We start from the raw sequence: 13,496 nt of genomic DNA on the forward strand, positions 1-13,496 counted from the left end.
AAAGGAACCCATACCATGGCACAAGTGATCACATTAGCAGGCGAACGTTTATTTGCACTGAAAGCGCAAAACAACCAGCAGTTAGACATTGATACCTTTATTTTTGCTTTCGTGCCGGGGCAAGACTCAAGCGCGCCGATTGACCGCAATGAAGGATTACCACCAATTGGCCAACGTGTGCACACGCAAATTGTGCAGCAAACGGGCTTGATTAATGAAAATGCCGTGGTCTATTCATCCGTGCTTGATAGCTTAACGGGCCCGTTCGATTTCAACTGGGTAGGGCTGTATTCATCAGTTAACCAAACATTGATCGCCATTATCCACACGCCAACCGTGTCAAAAACAGTCACAGTGCCAGGTGCAGCGGGCAACATCTTAAACCGCAACTTTGTGATTGAGTACAGTGGAATTTCGGAGTTAACAGGGATAACCGTTGACCCAACGACTTGGCAATATGACTTCGAAGCCCGCCTCAACGGCATGGACGAACTGACCCGCCAATTAGCCGCAGACATGAACGGCAAAGACTGGTTTATTGATGATGGTTTTAAAGTGGTGCCACGCTCAACGCTCAATACATTTAAAGTGACCGCTGGCGCGGGTTATGTCTCGGGCCTGCGCGTAGCACTGGAAGCAGAGCAGGTTTTAACCTTAAGTAGCTATCCGCAGTTTGTGTATGTTGACGCATGGTTTGATGGCACCAGCGAAAGCGTATGGACACCAAAAACCGCGTTTACAGTGACGAACGGTGAAATGGACGACTATATCGATGTCAACGGTCGCAACCACTACGTGTTTAAACTGGCACGCATAACCGCCGCCGATACAGTGGAAGATTTACGCAACACAAACGGCATAGCCCAGAAGATAGAAAAACAGCAAAAGAGTGACTTAAAGTCAATCGTACTTTATGACGGTGGACCAGAAAAAAATGGCGCTGATAACCTTGTCGCCCTAAGAAAAGCTAAAGCACAGTGCGGCGAAGTATTTTTTCCATCAGTTGGTGGTGATACGCGTTATTTGATTGATGGAATAACCGCCGCCGACTTTGATGGCTTAAAAATTTACACCGATGCGAATGTAACTATTTCGTTAGATAACGATGATTATCTGATAAATAGAGGAGCAGAATTTAAAACCAATGTAAATCTACATTATCGTAATAGGAATTTTGATTTTGTGGCTGTAAAAAATGATAAAGCCACAGCTATGGGCGGGGTTAAAAATGCAGTTGTAGCAAGCCATATAGATGGGGTAACAGAGTATCTATCACCGTTTGAATTATTTGCTTATGAATTTGATAATGGGACAGATAATTTTACAGATATCAGTTACATCGATAATGGATATAGTAAGAAGGTATCAGCTTTCAATGGTAAAACAGCAGGGCTTTTTACAAATATTGAAGTTGGTCAGACTATTTCAGCGCACGTTCGTAATGATGTTTTTTCTGGAAACGATTTAGGCGTTTGCATTAAGTCTAACAGTGGTTACTATTTGGTAACAAAAGACCCGCTGACAAACTTTTCAAATATTCAAAAATATAGACGTTTTAACGGTGTTGATAGCCCTGTTGAACAGCTGTCCTATCCATTCCAAAATAAATTAAGTAGTTATGAATTACAGAACTCTGTCATATCAGTAACAAGAGTTAGTATTTCGGCATGCTATGTATCGATAAATGGAACTCGTTTAAATGAAGAGTTTATAGAAATTGGCGATATTAGCGAAGTTGGTTTTATCGCAATATCGGGCGGTTCTGACATTAATATTGAAATTGTAGGTATGTCTTCACAAAAGTCAAAAACATTTAAAGGGTTCAATACGCAAGAACAGATGCTGATATACGGTGATTCTATGGCCGCAGATTTTCACGGTGCGTTTGAAAAACACGTGAAAGAAGTAATGGTAGGGGCCGATGGCACTAACGTCATCACTATCGTTAATAGAGCTGTCGCAGGCACACAGCTTTCTGAGATATATGAACGAATGCAAGATGATGGTCTGAGTAACTATGTGGGTAATTATGTAATTGTGGTAGGGCTGACTAATGACATACAAGCAAATATCCCTATGGCAGATAGCGAAGCTACTCTAAGCGCAATAATTTCATATATTGAATTTCATAAAAAAAGACTAATATTTATTGAGCCGAGCCTATGGTATCCAAAAGCTATAGTGGATAATGTTGGCGTTGATACCGCTAGATATGAATTCGGTGCAGGCCATAGAGCTATGGCTCAGTATACCGTATCTGCTAGAGGTCATATTTATGTTCGCACCACACAAATTGAACCAGTTCCTGATTATCGATTAGTGGGTACTGAGAATGACCCAATAATACGCGATAATATGCATCCTTCGTGTTTAGGAAATCAGTTAAAAGCCAAAAACGCTGTTGAACACATATTATTTGACATGGCTAGAATAAGACATGATTGGTCTACAATACCTAAAAGATGGTTGAAAAATGGATGGGTAAGCTCAGATGCAGCTTATCGAGTTATAGATGGTATGTGGCAAATATGCGGTTCTTTTTCAAATAGCACTCCTTTAATGGAAGCTTCTGAAATTTTAAAATTACCCAAAACGAGTAAGTCTAGAAACTTCCCTGCAATGAGTACTGATCTAGTTACATCAGATGTATGTTATGTATCACTTGACACTAATGGTTCTGTGACATTGCGTCAAATAAACTCAACCGCGCACAATATCGTGATCATGGATATTAAGGTCTAGATCATGCTAACTCTTAACGCAACTGCAATCAGCCTTAAGTCTTTGCGGATCACCGCCAGCCAAGAGCTGGCGACTGAGGACGCCAGCGGCCAAAGTTCGAGCACGGATGCTGCTGAAACGGGCATTAAAGCTAAGATGTTGGCCGTGTCGGGCTTTATCCCATTTATGGATGAACCGCAGTTAACTAACTTGTTTAAAATGGCTGAAGCCACGGAAGGTGGCGCGCGCGCCACTTACCGAATTAGCAATAAAACCGCCTCGGCACTGGGCATTAAACAAGTCAAATTCGCCAGCAAAATTGAAGCGGTGGAGCAAGAAACCACCCGCCAATGGAACGTGAGTTTTACCTTAGCCGAAGTACGCAGCGTGCCGCAGAAAAAGGAAGAACGCGCGCCGCAAGTAGCAGCAGCGCAGCAGGGCAGCACTGGCCAAGGCACGGTATTAGCAGATGAAACCTCACCGCCAGCGACAGAAGTTGAACTCACTGGCTTAATGGGCTTCCTCAAAAAAGTCGATAACGGGTTAGCATAATGGCCGAGCCTAACGCGAAATTTATCACCCGAGCTTATCTCGGTAGCCAGAAAGTCGCAGTAAGCGATTACTGGCTAGTGTTGCAAGCATCATCACCAGGTACTTGTCAGTTAACCGTCGACAAATCCGCCGAACGCTTTACCCCTGTCGCATTTGAAATGGGCTGGGGTGAAATGATTGAACGGGTATTTTACGGCTATATCGAGCGCATAATGCCAGCGGCTAACGGCTTGTATACCGTATTTTGTCGGGAGTTATCGTCGGCATTAGCGAACAACTTAAGCGTGACATTGCGCCACCCAACCTTGCGCAACGTATGCGACGAAATCAAAGCCCAAGTGGGCCTTGAATTTGTATTACCAGATAAGCCTTACGCAGATACCGCCATCCCTTGTTTTTATGGTGATACCTCAGGCTATGCGATGCTAGACAACCTTGGCCGCACGTACAAAGTGCCAGATTTTATCTGGCAACAGCAGGGCAATGGCAAAATATACTTAGGCAGTTATCAAGACTCGTTTTGGGCAGGTAAAGACATCACCATCCCACAAAGCCTAATGACAGACCAGCAAGCAGGTAAAACCGCCACCATTCCAGCCGTGCCAAAACTGCGCCCTAACGTCACCGCCAACGGCGCACGTATTGCCAAGGTCGAGTTTAAGGGCACTAACATGACGATAAGCTGGTAAACATGGAACAAATCATCAAAAAAATCGTGTTGCGATTATTCCCAGAACTCAGTGCGCAATTGCACTTACCGCGCTGGGCTAAAGTCGTCGCCTTGCCAGAGCTGCCAACAGAAGACGGCGAACGCGGCAGCGATGCGTTTTACCCACGCTATGCCGTTGACGTGCAGCTGCTCGACGAACACGGCACCGCTACCAAATCGAAAGTATTGCAAGCCGTACCATTGCCACTCAATGGAGCAGGCGACAAAGCAGGCAGACTCGAACCACCCGCTATTGGTTCCATCGTCGAAATCGCCTTTGCATACGGCAGACCAGATAAACCATTCATCCGTTGTGTGTTGCCGTTCGGCTGGGATCTTCCAGCCATCAAAGCGGGTGAGTCTCGCACTCAAACACGCGAGGGTGTTTATCAGCACATAGATGACGCGGGCAACTTCTTTAGCGTGACCGATAAAGACAGCACTATTGAATGTCTTAATCAGCGCATCAAAGTGTTAGAAGACCAGATAACAGAAGTCATGGGCCAAATGACCATGACTATCACTAAGGACTTGCGCATCACAGCAAAGAACATTACCGAAGATGCCGACACCATCAAACTAAACGGCGGTGCGCCCGTTGTCACCTGTGCCCATATCTGCCACTTTACGGGATCACCACATGGCGACGGATCATCCACAGTTAGCGCAGGCAAATAAGGGGAAAGGCCAATGGCATTAAGCAGCGGATCATTAGAAGCGAAAATCATCAGCGAACTACAAGCACAGGACTTTGTAACCGAAGGCCAGCACGCATTCGTGGGCAAGATGGCCGCCGCCATTGCTAAAGCCGTCATTGATGAAATCACCGACAACGCCGATGTTAACGTAACAGCAGGCAGCAGCGCAGGCACATACAAAGTAAGTTAACGCATAAGCTCCACGCATAAGCCCAGCCAAAGTGCTGGGCTTTTTGTTTGCTGCAGCAAAGCCACCCGCATCTATATCGAGTAAAGATGCCGACGACTATGTTGGCCACGTCATCACATCATCGCCACACAAACACCAGCACCGACCATTTCCGCCACGAAAACCAGCGCAACAGAGAAACCACGACACGAAATCCGCACTCTTCCTCACCCTCCTGCGCGCTTTGTATGTTAATTTTTTTTCAGTTTTAGTTTATTGCAGTTCATAGGCGCAGCCAGCGCCATTCCTAGGGGTTTTAAAGGATCAAAGATCTGAAATGATCGCGGTTTATTTCACTGTTTTACAGTTCCATACAGCGCGTTTGGTGATGGTGTAAAACATCTAAGTATTGATTTAATAGGGTTTTACGTGGATTTCGTGGGGTTTTTATGAATGATGAGAAAATATTGAAAAAGATCTAAGTAAGAATAATCAACAACTTAAGACGATCAAAAACTGAAATGATTTTTGATAATTTAAGAGAATGAATTTATCAGAGGGATAAGGAGATAAAACAGTAAGCCTAGGTTTTCGCTGCCGCCATTTTGTCGCCACTGAAAAGAAAAAGGGCTTAGCGTTTCCGCTAAGCCCTTGTTTTATTTGGTGGAGGCGGCGGGACTTGAACCCGCGTCCAGAACACCTACATCCAAGGCACTACATGCTTAGTCTCTCTTTTAATTAACCCGAATAAACTCCGAAAGACAGGATTTCATCGGGCGAGTCCGGTACTATTTCGCGGTTCACCCCCGGACGGAGTTCCCTCGCTATCAAATGTAAGATGACCATCTGTATACACCGCCCATTTGAGAGACCTGTGTCAGATGGCTAGCTAGCCTAAGCTGCTAGAGCGTAGTTATCGTCGTTTGCAACTATAACTGTGCGGCTTTTTACGAGGCCAACCGCCCCTCGGCATGCTCCCAGGGTTTCGTGAATCCTGTCGAATCCAGAATCGCCCCCAAGAATTTGATTGTAACCCGTAGCACTATGATCACCTAGCATCATTTGCTTCAAGTTCAATCGTTTGTTCATTATCCGTGCGTTTTTTCTTTTTTCATCACGCGGGCTTTTTCAACTTCCCATTCACGCGCTTTAGTATCTTCGCGCTTATCGTGATCTTTCTTACCTTTACCTAGGCCAATTTCCACTTTTACCCATGCACCTTTACGCCAGTACATTGATATAGGAATAATAGAGTAGCCTTGGCGCTCAACTAAGCCCGCTAGTTTATCTAGCTCTTTACGGCTGAGTAGCAGTTTTTTCAAACGTAGAGGATCGCAGACAACGTGTGTCGATGCCGTATTCAAGGGAATAATGGTGCAGCCATGCATAAAGGCTTCGCCATTTTTCAGGAATACGTAACAGTCGGACAAGTTGACTTTACCCATACGGATAGATTTAACTTCCCATCCCATGAGGGATAGGCCGGCTTCCATTTTCTCTTCGAAACGGTATTCGAAGGTTGCGCGCTTATTACGTGCGATAGTCGCAGGCGCGGCTTTGCTTGAATTTTTCTTTACCATAGTGGCGCCATTATACGCACGGTGAATCAATTTGGTATTGATATAAGGGTTTATTTAGTTAATTTCAAGCCTCTATCGTGTTATTGCTGGTTTTTTGAACGTGATTAGAGTGTTGAGTATCAGCCTAAGTGCACAAGGGGTGCGTTTTTTACGTATCGTGATAAAATCCGTGCAAATTTTGATTGCTGGCCTAAGTTGTTTATTGCACGTGCGTTATTTTCGTGCGTTTGAGTTTGCTTAGGTTGCTGTGAATACGTTAGTGAAGAGTACTAAGTCCTATGCCGCAAATTTCTCGAAGTGTGTTAGTCCGTTTTAGTGCGATGCAAATGTATGACTTAGTGAATGATGTCGAGTCGTATAAGGAATTTTTACCCGGTTGTGTGGGTGGAAAAGTCTTAGAATTTGATGGCAAGACTATGCTGGCATCTGTTGATGTGAGTAAAGCGGGGATCCGTAAGACATTTACGACTCGCAACCAAGTGGTTCCTGGTAAGAGTATTGATTTAACATTGGAAAATGGGCCCTTTAAGCATTTATTGGGGCAGTGGCGTTTTACTGAGCTGACTGAAGAGGCCTGCAAGGTAGAATTCGAGCTGAGTTTTGAGTTTTCAAGTTCGTTAGCCGATATGGCCTTTGGTAAAGTGTTTAATGATCTTATGGTATCAATGGTGACGGCATTTACGAGTCGCGCTAAGGTGATTTACAGTGACAAATGAGACAGATAAGTTTGTAGTTGATGTGGTTTATGCCTTGCCTACACAGCAAAAAGTGATTTCGGTGAATGTGAATCCCGGCACGTCGGCGATTGAGGTGGTGCGTTTAAGTAACATTGTAAGCTTTTTTCCTGAGATCGATTTAGATACGGTTAAGCTCGGTGTGTTTAGTAATGTGGTTAAGCATGACCAAGTGATTTTACCGGGGCAAAGGGTTGAGATTTATCGTCCTTTGATTGCTGATCCTAAGGATGTGCGTCGTCGCCGAGCAGATAAAGCTAAAGATGAAGGCCGCGCGAATAAAGTGACGGGTGGACGAGCTTAAATATTGACATCATAGCTCAATAAAAAAGCGCCCTTGGGCGCTTTTTTGTATTTGATTGACTGAGAAGAGCATAAGCAAAGTTTAGGATATTACTTAATTGGTTTTTGAACTTGCGCTTCAGCTTGATTTTCTTTAACTAATGGCTTTTCATCGGCGCGCTGTGCTGGAATTTGTGGCACTAGCTCAGTTTTATTACCTGTTGGCAAGCTGCTTTGTTCTAGCGGCGTACTAAATTCTTTGCTCAGTTCATAATCGCCTTTCACTGAGGTAAGTTTATCGCCCGTAAAGTGCAGTATGAGTTCTTTATGCGTAATGCTGGCATCACGTCCACTCTTGTAGTGATACACATAGTACCAAGTATCGTCAGCAAAACTATCTCGTAATACCGGACGGCCGAGAATGTATTCGGCTTGTTCTTTGGTCATGTCAATGCGCAACTTTTCAACTTGTTGCGGTTCCATGTAGTTGCCCTGTGGAATATCGGGCTTATAAATCAACCAATCGAACACGCTACAGGCACTGAGTGAAACAGAGAGCGCCACAGCGCCCAGTAGGGTAAGACTTTGCTTTTTATTGATCATTGTATGCGCTACTTCTGAAAATCTGGCGGCCATAATACCCAAGCATTCCCCCTCATGACAAGGGCAATCGGGCTTTGCAACCGTCATAGATCGAATTGTGTGACTTTTCGACCCAGTATGTTGGCTTTAGTTCTCAATCTTTAAGGATATTTATTCGCTGAAGTCATATGGGGCTATGAGTATGATTTTCTGCTTCAGAGCCGTACAGGTTTACTGTTGGTTGGATTGGGAAAAGAGTAAATGTGAGCGATTTCTTCTTTAAAGCCAAGCAATTAGTTAGCAAGTCGATAGGCAGTATGTGTGGCGATAAACATAGTAATCTCATTAAAATCAGATTAAAGTTACCGATATGTTTTTATTGTGTTCTTGTACTGTGGCTTTTTTGCCGTAAGTTTGCAGTGTTCGAAATAAAATAGTGGGATAGATGCATTGGGTTCTTTAGTTTGCGTAGGTACGGGTTTACAACTGGCCGGACAGATCAGTGTGATGAGTCGTAGTTATATTGAGCACGCTGATGTCGTGTTTTCACTCTTGCCCGATGGTTTTTCGCAGCGTTGGATCCAGAACATTAATCCCAATGTCATCAATTTACAGCCGTTTTATGCACAAAATGGTGAAGTTAAAAATCGCCGAGAAACCTACGAACAAATGGTTAATTCTATATTGGAGGCCGTGAAGGCTGGCAAAAAAACCGTTTGTGCGCTCTATGGTCATCCTGGAGTCTTTGCCTGTGTTTCCCATATGGCGATTACGCGGGCTAGGGCAGAAGGGTTTTCAGCGAAGATGGAGCCGGGGATTTCGGCCGAGGCGTGTTTATGGGCTGATCTGGGTATTGACCCCGGCAGCTCTGGGCATCAAAGCTTTGAAGCTAGCCAGTTTATGTTTTTTAATCATGTGCCCGATCCGACAACCCATTTATTGTTATGGCAAATTGCGATTGCTGGTGAACATACCTTAACTCAGTTTCATACTACGAGTGACAGGCTGCAGATTTTGGTTGAACAACTGAATCAATGGTATCCGCGAGATCATCAAGTGGTGATCTACGAAGCTGCTAATCTGCCAGTTCAAGCCCCTAGAATTGAGTATTTGCCGTTGAGTAAGCTGCCCGAGGCAAACTTATCTCCGATCAGTACCTTACTGATCCCGCCAGCAAAAAAACTCGAATACAACTATGCTATTTTAACTAAATTAGGCATTAGACCTGAAGATTTAGGCTAATTGTGAATGCTGTACTTCTGAGCTGAATTCGGGAGTCACCATATAAATAAGGAAAGGTATGTCTGCATTATCCGATTTTTTTACCCAGTTAGGCCAAGATGCACAACTGATGGAAGCGTATCAACAGGACCCTGAGGCCGTAATGCGCGCCCATGGGTTAACTGATGAAGAAATTGGCGCTGTAATGACTGGGGATATGACAAAACTAAAAGTTTTGAGTGGCGACCAAAATTATCAAACATTTATTTTAGTCAATCATGGTAATAATTAACTAATCTTGAAACGGTTACGTTGTGCCCTATTAGCCATTTTCGCCTTGTGTTCGACAGCTTTGATGGCTAACTCTCTCGATTTTGATCAGGCACTTAATGAGCTTGATGTATTACTGCAATCTGATCTTAGTGCTGCGCAGAAAAAGCTTGCCGAATATGAGAAAGAATTCAGTCGTTTAACTACAATACAACAAGGACGACTGAGGATAGATAGAGCGATAGGTTATTTTTTCATCGGTGAATATACTAAAGCGTTAGATGATCTTCACCAAGCCGAAACCTTAGTGACAAATACTGATTTATTGGCGTCAGTTTATAGTTATAAAGCCACGGTATATATAGGTATGCGTGACTATGACAAAGCCTTGGCTGCAGTCGCTCAAGCATTAGCCCTAGTGGTGAATATTGATGATGTCACGATTAAACGGCACTCATATTTAAGAATTGCCAATATTTATTCCGAAATGGATGCTTATAGCGATATGGGCCTTTATGCCAATAAGGTGCTACAACTCGCAAAGGAAACCGATGTCCGCGATATTTGCCATGCCAAATTGCTGCGCGCTATTTATTTACTCGGCGTGAAAAATCCCGACGCCTTCGATGCCTTCGAAGATAGCCGTCAATACTGTGATGCGAAGCAATTCCCCCTTCTGGCGACTATGTCGATGAAAGGCAAAGCTATGGTTTTGCAGGAGCGGGGCGACTTTTTAGGCGCGAGAGCGATTCTGCTATTAGCTTTAAAAGGGTATGAAGCTTTTCAATTTCATTTAGAAATTAGCCATGTACATGCACTACTTGCCGAGAATTACTTTGCCATGGATGAGCAGGTTCAAGCGAAAAGTCACGCCGTTAAAGTGCTTTCATTTCTCGATGATAATAGCTACATCGAACATAAGCATATTGCATATAAGGTATTTGCCGAACTGATGGCGGCGGATAAACAATTTGAGCAAGCCTATGAATACACAAGAAAAGAACAATATTATAATCAATTGATTTTTGACCAATCTAGAATGAAAACCCTCGCTTATCAGGCGGCTAAGTTTAATGCTGATGAACAGTCGCGTGAAATCAATTTACTCAATAAAGAGCGTGAACTTTACATCGCTCAGCAAATGGTAAAAGAGCGGGAATACACCAATATGCTGATGTTTATCACTATTCTAGTGGGTGGGCTGTTCTTCCTTGGGATTTTGTTAGTCGTAGGTCAGATGCAGAAACGTAAGTTTATGCGTATGGCGAGAATGGATGCCTTAACAGGCATATTGAATCGTGGTGCAGGGCAAGAGTTGGGAGAAAACCTTTTTGTGCAAGCCACGGCGCGTAGCGGGGATTTCTGTGTCATTTTATTCGATTTAGATTTCTTCAAACGCATCAACGATTCTTTTGGTCATGGAACTGGCGATTGGGCGCTTAAAAAGGTGGTTGACTCCCTTAAATCCCATATCCGAAATGGTGATGTTTTTGCTCGTATCGGCGGTGAGGAGTTTGCGATTTTATTACCTTATGCCGATGAAGATAAAGGCATGGAAGTGGCGGAGCAGTGCCGAGCCCGTATCGAGGCCATTGATACCCAACATTCAGGGCATAAGTTCGTCATAACGGCGAGTTTTGGCGTGAGCGGTTTAATGGCTGATGATCTGAGTTTGGATCCATTATTTCACCGAGCCGACATGGCGCTCTATACCGCTAAGGCCAATGGCCGCAACACCGTAGTACGCTATTCTGACATATTAAAATGTGACAAGCAGGCAACTGATTTACGGCGTCATATTGCATCGCCCTCTGTGTAATGTAAGTCGAGTGAGCATTTAGTCTCATTCAGAGTTGCTAGGCCCTTACTGGTTTTATCCTTCCTTAGTTTATTGCTCGTTTTTTATTTTGCAGCCACTCACTAAAATGCAATAACAGTCTAAGGTGTCTCTAAGCGCTCTTTTACTTTGCTTTGTTGCTCCAGTTGATTTCCCCCACGCTTAAGTGTTTTTCGTATCAAAAATTTCTCATTTTTAATGAATTGCCTTGACCTTGTTAATAAATAAATGGGATATCATAGCTGATAATTGCCTAGCTATTGCTGGGTCCTTACATAGAACAATGCGCATTCCTTTTTCCGTTGGAGCCTTCATGGAACAGTCGAGTTTACTCACGTCGGTGCTGCTATTTTTATTGGCGGCGGTTATTTTTGTTCCCTTGGGTAAACGTTTTGGTGCTGGCCCTATTCTTTCCTATTTGGCCGCAGGGATTATTTTAGGCCCAGGTGGTATGGCGTTGGTTTCTGATCCTGCAGCCGTGTTGCATTTTGCCGAGTTAGGTGTGGTACTTATGCTGTTTGTACTTGGACTCGAATTGAATCCAAGTAAATTATGGGAACTTCGCAGTGCTATCTTTGGTTTAGGCAGTGGTCAGCTGTTGTTGTCATGGGCTGCGATTGGAGGTTTGGCTTGGGGCTTTGGCTTGTCTATTGAGGCGGCTTTAGTGGTTGGTGCCGCGCTATCTTTATCATCGACAGCCTTTGCCGTGCAGTTAATGAGTGAGCATAGGTTGCTCACAACCCCACTTGGACGTGATGCTTTTGGGGTCTTGTTAATGCAAGATCTTGCGGTTATCCCTATGTTGCTGCTGACAGCATATTTGGCGCCCAATTCTGCTCAGATTGAACATCATGCGGTGCCTTGGTACTGGACGTGTCTTGCGCTCGTTGGTTTTGTGTTAGTGGGGAAATATTTACTGCCTAAATTCCTTAAACTAGTGGCAAGCAGTGGGGTGCGTGAAGTGCTCACCGCTTTTGCATTATTGTTGGTCATGGGTAGCGCTGAGTTAATGGAGTGGTTGGGACTTTCCGCGGGTATGGGGGCATTTTTGGCGGGTATTATGCTCGCTAACTCAAGTTATCGGCACCAGCTCGAAACTGATATAGAACCTTTTAAAGGCTTATTGCTTGGGCTGTTTTTCATGGCTGTCGGTATGAGTATGGATTTGAAATTATTGATATCTGATCCGTTACTTATTCTGGGCATTTTAATGGCTATGTTGCTGATTAAAACCTTTGTGCTTATGGTGTTGGGTCGCATTCGGCACCACAAATGGCGGCCTAGTATTGCACTAGGTTTGATCCTTGCTGAAGGGGGCGAATTTGCCTTTGTGCTGTTATCTCAGGCGCAGCTATCTGGTATTGTCGGCGATAAAATTGCGCAAGTCCTTGTGCTTGCTATTGGTTTGTCTATGGCAGTAACACCTCTATTGTTTACTTTGTTCCGAGCAACTAAAGCCAAAGTGGTGGATACTCGTCTGCCAGATACGATTAATGTCACCGAATCTGAAGTGGTGATTGCTGGATTTGGTCGAGTAGGCCAGATCACGGGGCGTATTTTGGCCTCATCAGGTATCCCTTTTGTCGCCTTGGATAAGGATGCGAGTCATGTGGATGTTATTCGTAAATACGGTGGTGAAGTGTATTTTGGTGATGCCAGACGCTTAGACATGTTGATGTCGGCGGGGATTGCTCGGTCTAGATTACTATTGCTTGCCGTGGACAGTGTTGAGGATTCCATTGAAATTGCTCTGCAAGTGAAAACGCATTTTCCCCATATCAACATTGTCGCGCGGGCGAGGGACCGTAACCATGCTTATCGTTTGATGAGCCTTGGGGTGACGGATGTGTTTCGTGAGACCTTTGGTTCGGCGCTATCGGCCAGTGAGAAGATTCTCCAAGGTCTAGGTTTATCGCAGGTACAAGCCAACGAGCGGGTAAAAATTTTTGCTGAACATGATAAGAAACTGGTGATTGCGAGTGCGGCTCATCAAAATGATTTAGCGACGTTAATCAATCTATCGAATAAGGGTAAGGCAGAGTTGGAATCCCTCATGCGTGGCGATAGGGAGAATGTGAGCTAATGTTGTCACTCTGATTTGGATATAAAAAGAGAGCATAAATGCTCTCTTTTTTATTGGT

The 13,496-nt window shown here is 44.2% G+C and carries 13 protein-coding genes and 1 other RNA gene; 11 read left to right on the forward strand and 3 right to left on the reverse strand.

What is annotated here, in order from left to right:
* The first annotated feature begins 15 nt into the window (after positions 1 to 15).
* The 5 genes from L5L97_RS01225 to L5L97_RS01245 are packed head-to-tail and all read left to right on the forward strand — an operon-like array spanning position 16 to position 4,870.
* Complete coding sequence (locus L5L97_RS01225) at positions 16 to 2,742, forward strand: phage tail protein (RefSeq protein WP_263180872.1); 2,727 nt, start codon at positions 16 to 18, stop codon at positions 2,740 to 2,742.
* 3 nt (positions 2,743 to 2,745) lie between these two features.
* Positions 2,746 to 3,273 carry an adenine glycosylase gene (locus tag L5L97_RS01230; protein WP_263180874.1) on the forward strand — a complete coding sequence of 176 codons (528 nt, stop codon included), beginning with the start codon at positions 2,746 to 2,748 and terminating at the stop codon, positions 3,271 to 3,273.
* Positions 3,273 to 3,962: a hypothetical protein gene (locus L5L97_RS01235; RefSeq protein ID WP_105252766.1), complete on the forward strand. Its 690-nt coding sequence runs from the start codon at positions 3,273 to 3,275 to the stop codon at positions 3,960 to 3,962. The genes L5L97_RS01230 and L5L97_RS01235 overlap by 1 nt, the downstream gene beginning before the upstream one ends.
* A 2-nt stretch (positions 3,963 to 3,964) precedes the next feature.
* Positions 3,965 to 4,660 carry a hypothetical protein gene (locus tag L5L97_RS01240; protein ID WP_263180876.1) on the forward strand — a complete coding sequence of 232 codons (696 nt, stop codon included), beginning with the start codon at positions 3,965 to 3,967 and terminating at the stop codon, positions 4,658 to 4,660.
* 12 nt (positions 4,661 to 4,672) lie between these two features.
* A complete protein-coding gene (locus L5L97_RS01245; protein ID WP_263180877.1) occupies positions 4,673 to 4,870 on the forward strand; it encodes a hypothetical protein in 198 nt (65 codons plus the stop codon).
* Between the two features lie 640 nt (positions 4,871 to 5,510).
* Here the strand turns inward: L5L97_RS01245 and ssrA are convergent.
* Together ssrA and smpB are read right to left on the reverse strand one after the other, a co-directional pair.
* Positions 5,511 to 5,866: a transfer-messenger RNA gene (ssrA, locus tag L5L97_RS01250) on the reverse strand.
* A 71-nt stretch (positions 5,867 to 5,937) separates the two neighbouring features.
* Positions 5,938 to 6,429 (reverse strand): SsrA-binding protein SmpB, encoded by a 492-nt coding sequence (gene smpB / locus L5L97_RS01255; RefSeq protein ID WP_006080832.1) that lies wholly within the window; start codon positions 6,427 to 6,429, stop codon positions 5,938 to 5,940.
* A 278-nt stretch (positions 6,430 to 6,707) separates the two neighbouring features.
* Between smpB and L5L97_RS01260 the strand changes: the two genes are divergently transcribed.
* Positions 6,708 to 7,145 (forward strand): type II toxin-antitoxin system RatA family toxin, encoded by a 438-nt coding sequence (locus L5L97_RS01260; protein WP_028760728.1) that lies wholly within the window; start codon positions 6,708 to 6,710, stop codon positions 7,143 to 7,145.
* The gene (locus L5L97_RS01265; RefSeq protein ID WP_006080834.1) at positions 7,135 to 7,467 is read left to right on the forward strand and encodes an RnfH family protein; all 333 of its coding nucleotides are present in this window, start codon (positions 7,135 to 7,137) and stop codon (positions 7,465 to 7,467) included. Before L5L97_RS01260 ends, L5L97_RS01265 begins: the two co-directional genes overlap by 11 nt.
* Positions 7,468 to 7,556: 89 nt before the next feature.
* On the opposite strand, the gene L5L97_RS01270 is transcribed toward L5L97_RS01265, so the two are convergent.
* The gene (locus tag L5L97_RS01270) at positions 7,557 to 8,048 is read right to left on the reverse strand and encodes an outer membrane protein assembly factor BamE (RefSeq protein WP_028760727.1); all 492 of its coding nucleotides are present in this window, start codon (positions 8,046 to 8,048) and stop codon (positions 7,557 to 7,559) included.
* A gap of 429 nt (positions 8,049 to 8,477) precedes the next feature.
* On the opposite strand from L5L97_RS01270, the gene L5L97_RS01275 reads away from it, so the two are divergent.
* The 4 genes from L5L97_RS01275 to L5L97_RS01290 all read left to right on the forward strand — a co-directional run bounded on the left by L5L97_RS01275 (position 8,478) and on the right by L5L97_RS01290 (position 13,438).
* Positions 8,478 to 9,269: an SAM-dependent methyltransferase gene (locus L5L97_RS01275; RefSeq protein ID WP_263180878.1), complete on the forward strand. Its 792-nt coding sequence runs from the start codon at positions 8,478 to 8,480 to the stop codon at positions 9,267 to 9,269.
* Between the two features lie 58 nt (positions 9,270 to 9,327).
* Positions 9,328 to 9,540, forward strand: a complete 213-nt coding sequence (locus L5L97_RS01280) for a hypothetical protein (RefSeq protein ID WP_263180879.1) — start codon at positions 9,328 to 9,330, stop codon at positions 9,538 to 9,540.
* A gap of 63 nt (positions 9,541 to 9,603) precedes the next feature.
* Entirely contained in the window at positions 9,604 to 11,337 is a 1,734-nt protein-coding gene (locus tag L5L97_RS01285) for a GGDEF domain-containing protein (RefSeq protein WP_263181010.1), read from the forward strand.
* A 331-nt stretch (positions 11,338 to 11,668) separates the two neighbouring features.
* Positions 11,669 to 13,438, forward strand: coding sequence for a monovalent cation:proton antiporter-2 (CPA2) family protein (locus tag L5L97_RS01290; RefSeq protein ID WP_173246041.1), 1,770 nt, complete (start codon positions 11,669 to 11,671; stop codon positions 13,436 to 13,438).
* The last annotated feature ends 58 nt before the right edge of the window (positions 13,439 to 13,496 follow it).

Source organism: Shewanella sp. SM71 (assembly GCF_025653905.1).
Lineage (GTDB): Bacteria > Pseudomonadota > Gammaproteobacteria > Enterobacterales > Shewanellaceae > Shewanella > Shewanella oncorhynchi.

Bases quoted from the DNA above. Each gene is read 5' to 3' on its own strand.
- L5L97_RS01235 (WP_105252766.1), top strand. From the start codon at position 3,273: ATGGCCGAGCCTAACGCGAAATTTATCACCCGAGCTTATCTCGGTAGC.
- L5L97_RS01225 (WP_263180872.1), top strand. From the start codon at position 16: ATGGCACAAGTGATCACATTAGCAGGCGAACGTTTATTTGCACTGAAA.
- L5L97_RS01280 (WP_263180879.1), top strand. From the start codon at position 9,328: ATGTCTGCATTATCCGATTTTTTTACCCAGTTAGGCCAAGATGCACAA.
- L5L97_RS01245 (WP_263180877.1), top strand. From the start codon at position 4,673: ATGGCATTAAGCAGCGGATCATTAGAAGCGAAAATCATCAGCGAACTA.
- L5L97_RS01270 (WP_028760727.1), bottom strand. From the start codon at position 8,048: ATGATCAATAAAAAGCAAAGTCTTACCCTACTGGGCGCTGTGGCGCTC.
- L5L97_RS01285 (WP_263181010.1), top strand. From the start codon at position 9,604: ATGGCTAACTCTCTCGATTTTGATCAGGCACTTAATGAGCTTGATGTA.
- smpB (WP_006080832.1), bottom strand. From the start codon at position 6,429: ATGGTAAAGAAAAATTCAAGCAAAGCCGCGCCTGCGACTATCGCACGT.
- L5L97_RS01290 (WP_173246041.1), top strand. From the start codon at position 11,669: ATGGAACAGTCGAGTTTACTCACGTCGGTGCTGCTATTTTTATTGGCG.
- L5L97_RS01260 (WP_028760728.1), top strand. From the start codon at position 6,708: ATGCCGCAAATTTCTCGAAGTGTGTTAGTCCGTTTTAGTGCGATGCAA.
- L5L97_RS01230 (WP_263180874.1), top strand. From the start codon at position 2,746: ATGCTAACTCTTAACGCAACTGCAATCAGCCTTAAGTCTTTGCGGATC.
- L5L97_RS01240 (WP_263180876.1), top strand. From the start codon at position 3,965: ATGGAACAAATCATCAAAAAAATCGTGTTGCGATTATTCCCAGAACTC.